General features: G+C 27.2%; 5 protein-coding genes. 1 reads left to right on the forward strand and 4 read right to left on the reverse strand.

What is annotated here, in order from left to right:
* Positions 1-223 precede the first annotated feature (223 nt).
* Entirely contained in the window at positions 224-598 is a 375-nt protein-coding gene (locus KQI86_RS19900) for a hypothetical protein (RefSeq protein ID WP_216441158.1), read from the reverse strand.
* A 1,711-nt stretch (positions 599-2,309) separates the two neighbouring features.
* Between KQI86_RS19900 and KQI86_RS19905 the strand changes: the two genes are divergently transcribed.
* Positions 2,310-2,978: a hypothetical protein gene (locus KQI86_RS19905; RefSeq protein ID WP_216441159.1), complete on the forward strand. Its 669-nt coding sequence runs from the start codon at positions 2,310-2,312 to the stop codon at positions 2,976-2,978.
* Positions 2,979-3,422: 444 nt separating this feature from the next.
* On the opposite strand, the gene KQI86_RS19910 is transcribed toward KQI86_RS19905, so the two are convergent.
* The 3 genes from KQI86_RS19910 to KQI86_RS19920 all read right to left on the reverse strand — a co-directional run bounded on the left by KQI86_RS19910 (position 3,423) and on the right by KQI86_RS19920 (position 5,118).
* Positions 3,423-4,043: a tyrosine-type recombinase/integrase gene (locus KQI86_RS19910; protein WP_216441160.1), complete on the reverse strand. Its 621-nt coding sequence runs from the start codon at positions 4,041-4,043 to the stop codon at positions 3,423-3,425.
* A gap of 303 nt (positions 4,044-4,346) precedes the next feature.
* On the reverse strand, positions 4,347-4,580 hold the full coding sequence (locus KQI86_RS20610) for a helix-turn-helix domain-containing protein (protein WP_216441162.1): 234 nt from the start codon (positions 4,578-4,580) through the stop codon (positions 4,347-4,349).
* Positions 4,567-5,118 carry a hypothetical protein gene (locus KQI86_RS19920; RefSeq protein WP_216441161.1) on the reverse strand — a complete coding sequence of 184 codons (552 nt, stop codon included), beginning with the start codon at positions 5,116-5,118 and terminating at the stop codon, positions 4,567-4,569. The genes KQI86_RS20610 and KQI86_RS19920 overlap by 14 nt, the downstream gene beginning before the upstream one ends.
* Positions 5,119-6,198 lie beyond the last annotated feature (1,080 nt).

A 6,198-nucleotide genomic window follows, 5' to 3' on the forward strand; every position in this document is an offset into this window, starting at 1 on the left:
AAGCACTGATAAGTGCTTTTTTTTCTATTAAATTTTGAACTTAACTATATTTTATTCCATATTTCGATAAATATCAATATTGAAATTATTTTCTTTTACAACTTAATAGTAAAACCACTATGTTAACATAGTGGTAATTTAATAGTCTTAAAGATACATATTTCTAATTTAATTCTAGATACATATCATTAATAATACTCCTTAAACATTAATATAATTGTGTCTATTTTTCTTTATCATTTTTTATTGATGTTGAAAAATATCTAGCTCCTTCTACTCTCAATTTTCTATATAATTCTTCTCTAGTTAAATTAGTAGCTTTTTCTAAAAACATTATTAATCCCATTAAAACCATACTAACATCCATTCCAGTTCTTCCTAACATAGATGCTAGATGATCCTCTGCTTTAGTTATTCTATTATTTATATAGAGTTCTAAGTTAGTATCACTAACTATGCTCTCTTGTGTATATTCTCTTATATAATTTTCTATTGCTTCATCATAAACATCTTTTACATAACGTACCCCCTTTTTCTTAGCAATTTCTTTCATTTTTATATGTTGACTTTCTTTTACTCTAAAATGAGTATCACTCATAAAAAAAACCTCCTTGTTAACATATATACACCTCATATATCAATTGTATAGCATACATAGTTAACATCAATATACTAATATGTTAACATATTTGATTCAGTTGGGACAACTGTTTATGAGTTGTTGTTAACAACTCTTTATCCTGCACTACGTACAGTGGTTCAAATAACCACTGTACGTTTTACTTAACTGAAGCAAAACTTCCTTACAAGAGGTATAAACACCTAGCTGAATTGACAGTTCTTAGTCTGACCAGGCTTTTATAATGGTAATGAAGAAACCTGACTGGCTTGCTATTATACCGATTGATTCAGTTTAGTAAAACTTTGGTTATTTAAATCACTGTGCGTAAAAAATCTTAATAATTTTAACTAAAACTTAAATTAGGCTCTATACTTACAAAAGTAATAAAAAGTAATTCAATGTATTACTTTTTATTACTTTTGATGTTGGCTCAATTCTTGTTAAAAAATATATAAAAAAACATACCAATTATACTTGGTATGCTTCAATAAATCACGTTTAAAGAATAAATGTAATTTTGTGTTTTATTCCTGGTAGGAATATTAATGATAAATTTTTATTCTCTTTCCATAGTTTGATTTGTATTGATTTATAATGCTTTGAATAAGACAATATAATATTAACTTATATTGTTTTATTTAATTTTCAATTATTTTTATATATCAAACATAATCAAATTTAATTGATTTTAATATCCATCTATATATTAAAATAGGCCCTTTTCCACTAGATGATCTATTATAATCACAATATTAATATTGAATAAAACAAAAAGGTCATTTATCGACTACTAACTATTAATTTAATAATAATTATTAATAACTTAATAAGACTTATTAGGTTAACAAAAAAGTAAAAATGTACTTTGTGGCAAAAGAAGAAGTATCAGCCACTATCATTGAACAACCAATAGAATTGGAGGAAAATAATAATATAAAAAAAGTTAAGGCTATAATGTATGACCATGAAATTGCTCCAATTTAACCTAAGGAAAATGTAAAAAAAGATAGCTTTACAAATTACGACCAACGAAAATATGATTGTGATGATTTAGAAAGAAAGCTCTTAGGATGGGATAATGCAAAGGATGCAGAAATAGGTCAAGAATATTTACAAGGTAAAATTGAAGTTATACAATTCCTAAAGAAGTTAAATCAGTACAAAATAAAATATGCTAGTGAAAGATTATCGGAAATTGTTGAATCATTAAATAAAAGTAGGCAGTAAATGACTATGCCTACTTTTTTATTTTAAGGTTTAACACACTATACTTTTAAATAAAAGATTATATCATATCTGCTTTAAAGCTTCTTCTGTTATCTCTCCTTTTAAAAGCTTTCTTGCTATAGCCATTTCTTCTTCCGTAACATTAACCCTTTCATAGCTAATGAAGCTTTAACATCATTTATGTTAAAAAGTTAACCATTTATAAACTCTTAATTTCCAAAGTTTACCACTGATTAAACCATTAATTTTACAGGCTTTGTCTGTGATATGTTCCTTAGCGTTCACTACCCTTATCCTACACTACGTACTGTAGTTTAGTTAAACTTATACTTATACAACCTTTCCAAAAGAAGGGATTTATGTTTATATGTAGAATAATGTATATATAGCCCAAAATATATAAATATAACTATTTTTTCTTATTTTAGGGTATATATATGGTATGAAAGGGGTTTTATTAATGAAAAAAAATATCGGTATATTGCTACTTGCATTAAGTTTGACTGCAAGTATACCTACTGCTGCATATGCAGCTAATCCTACAAATGAAAAGACTCAAAATTATGCGGCACCAATAGAGGAAAAAGAAGATTCATTACGCTCTATTAGATCTGAGTTAGCAAAAAGTGGAGCAACATTAACTCTAATTTCAGAAGATGAGTATTATGCTGAAAAAGCTAAATTAACTAATGAATCTATTGAAACAGTAAAAAATAGAGATAAGCTTAGAGATAGTCTATCTTTAAGAGCTTCTGATCCATACACCTACGGTACTATAAGTAGAACTGAAACATTAGTAGATGGTAAAGGTGCTAAATGCCAGATAAGGTATGGATTTAAAGCTAAATTTTATTCTAGTGGTTCATTCCACGAATATAAAGAAATTTTGGACAAAGGATTTGTTATTGCATCAGGATCTGGGGATTTCGATTGGGAACCAGCAGGCGATATTTACATGCAAATAATAAATAATGGATGGAACGTGAGATTTATGGCTTCAGGAGTAGTTAAGGCCACTGTTGACTCCACCTTATCTGCTGGCTTTGAGGCAGCTGGATTTTCTCTAGGAGGTACTAGTGGTACTTCAAGAGTATATAGAAATTACTATGACATTCATCATAATTTTTAAATAAAAAAAGCAGCTTATAAGCTGCTTTTTTTATTTACTTAGAATTTTTAATATAACCAATAATACTTAAAAACAAACCTGTTGTTATTACATAAATTGATATAAAATAAGGAATTACATTTCCATAATTTGTATAAAATGTTTTATTATAGACTAAATAAAAAATAAACAGTCCTATTATTGTGAGAGTATTCCCTAATAGTAAAGATAAAATGGATTCTTTTGATTTTATATATTTTATAAAAAAATAGTCAATAAACAGAGTTATAATTATAGATACTATACATATTTCTTTAAATGAGAATATCAAATTAAAATCATCTCCCTAAAAATATAATTTTTTAGCTAACTTATATGCATATATATCCTATTTTAACATTTACTATAAAAATATTAAAGTATACTTCTATATAATTAAAATTTTGATGCTATAGAAGATTACGCTTATAAGTTTAATCCATCGTAAACGTCATTTATAACCTCTTTAGTTATGCCAATATATCTTAATGTCATGGATGGTGTTGAATGGTTTAAAATCTTCTGTAGGGTATGTAATATGGTTGAATTATCCTGAATGTTATTTGTGTATATATGATATGCAAAGGTCTTTCTAAGGGTATGAGTTCCATAGTTCCCTTTTATGTTTAACTCTCTTGTAATGGATTTTATGATTTTATGTAGTGATTTAACGGTTAAATGCCCACCTTTTCTACTAGGAAACAAATAATCTTCCATATCAGCATTATTAAGATCTTTTATATAAGGCTCTAGAGCTTCTTTACAACTTTTATTTAATTTAAATTCCCTTATTTTTCTCGTCTTCTGCTCCTGGATCATAACACTATCTTTAATAGATTCATCTAAATTTAATACATCTTTTAATTTAAGTTGCAGCAGATCACTTGCTCTAAGTCCAATATTTATGCCAACCACAAATATAATATAATCCCTTTTATCTTCTTTCCCTCTAAAGTATATTTTTATTTTATTTATATCTTTTATATTTTTTAATGGTTCGACTTCCTGTGCTTTTATCACACCATCTTTTTTAACTAAATTAATCATTTTAATCACTCCAATATACGAACTTATATATTAATTATATCAAAAGTTCGTATTATAAAGTAGTTTTTATACCAAATTTTAAAAATAAATATACCTTATCTTAGATATATCAATGGTTTAATAAAAAATATTGAAAGCGAACTAAGTATTATTAGTTCGCTTTCAATATTTTTTATTAACTTTATCTTTTGATATATAATTACTCTTTTATAATATAAAGGCTCTAGATGCATTTAAATTTACTTTAAATGCATCTAGAGCCTTTATATTATGATTAAGTAGCTTTTAGTCTAGTTTAATAATTTAAGCTTTTACAACTCGATTTAGAGAGAATAAATTAATATCTTCGAGTTCTTTTATCCATATACTAATAGTTCTTATACTTTTACCGAAGTATTGTGAAATGCTTTCAAGTGTATACCAAGATTCCCCTGTTTCATTCTTAGAATCAATGCCTAAAAAAATATATAACTTTAATGCATTTCCATTAATTCTTTTTAAAATATCTTTATCTACAAAGTTATTATTTATATTTATTTAAAAATTCCCAAAAAGCTTGTGAAACAATATCTTGCTGCTTAAACTCCTTATGATTATCTACAAAGGCATTAAATAGCTCTAAAACCTCATCATAAACTTTTATACTTTTAACTTTGAGGTCACCCTCAAAATTTCTTATTTTTAATTCTTGGATCTCTATAATATTTTCTCTTAATTTTTCTTTTTTAATTAAATTTTTTAAATCATCCTTAAGCTCTATTAATTCATAGATTTCATTATACATTTGTTCAAGATTACTTTTGTAAGAAATTTCTTTCTCCTTTTTGTTTACTAAAGTAATCTTATTATTACTTATTATTTCTTTCTTTTTATCTTCTTCATGTCCGCCCAAATTTATATATTTATTGCTAGAACTATCAAACACATAACCATTCTTTTTAAATCTATCTCTTACAGTAGTTTTACTTATTCCTATTTCGCCACAAACTTTACGGATGCTGCTACCTTCCAATAGTTCATTAAAAGTTTTAACCTGATCAAATACACTCAAAGAATTAAACTCTTCCTTATTCACAATATCCCACCTTACAAAAGTAATCTTTTTATTACTTTATATTATTCAATGAAATTTTTTATAATCCTCTAATAGATCTGTGGACGGCTAACACTATTATTATATATTTTTTAGGATATTTGAATTTGATGTACTCTCTGAAACTTTATCAATCTAATACTTGCCTACTATATTCTGTCTAGCCCCTCCATACTTTGTCTCCTTCCTTTCTTATTATCTTTTTTCAAATTCTTGGTCTAAACTATTGACTATCAACGCCGAAGGCCTATAATCCTTAGGGGAACTAGGAAACGGACAGAATACGGAACTCCCTCCCTCCTAGAACTGTCTTTGTAACAATTCTAAGAGAGTGTATAGGGTTCTTATAATCCTCTTTTTCACCGAGGTATCCGTTTCAGTTCCCGTTTACACCACTATAGCCTCACGACTATAGTTATCTATCCAAAGACTAATTTATAGCCTTACCTTGCTCATTTGTGCCTACATCAAGATTTTAGATACTCCCTCTGCTCCAATGGAGCAACACACGTTATCCTTGTAATGAGTTTTCTTGCTCTCTTCCATTGTACCAACCTACAATTTCACCGAGAGCCGTCTTTGCCTATTCATTTAGTTTTTACACTAACACATACTATTTCAATGCGACGGCGACTTAATCAGATATTAACTGATAGTTTTTTATAGTGTTATTCCTTTAACCACTTGCCTGGATAACGGACTTTTGCATCATTAAATTCATAGCTTGTACTTTTTTTAAAATCAAAAAAGCTTTAGGTATGCAATACCTAAAGCTATGTTTTTACACATTTACCCTCTTGATTTTCTTGTTATATTCTTATATACTTTAGTATATACTTAAAATATAACTTTGGTTGAGGGTTACCTTTAACTTCTTGGTATTGCGATTACCTTTTAGTTACTCCATCAGGTTTGCCGACTTGATGGAGAACCGAAGTTCCGAAAGCACTGATAAGTGCTTTTTTTTCTATTAAATTTTGAACTTAACTATATTTTATTCCATATTTCGATAAATATCAATATTGAAATTATTTTCTTTTACAACTTAATAGTAAAACCACT

Source organism: Clostridium mobile (assembly GCF_018918285.1).
Taxonomy (GTDB): Bacteria; Bacillota; Clostridia; order Clostridiales; family Clostridiaceae; genus Clostridium_AW; species Clostridium_AW mobile.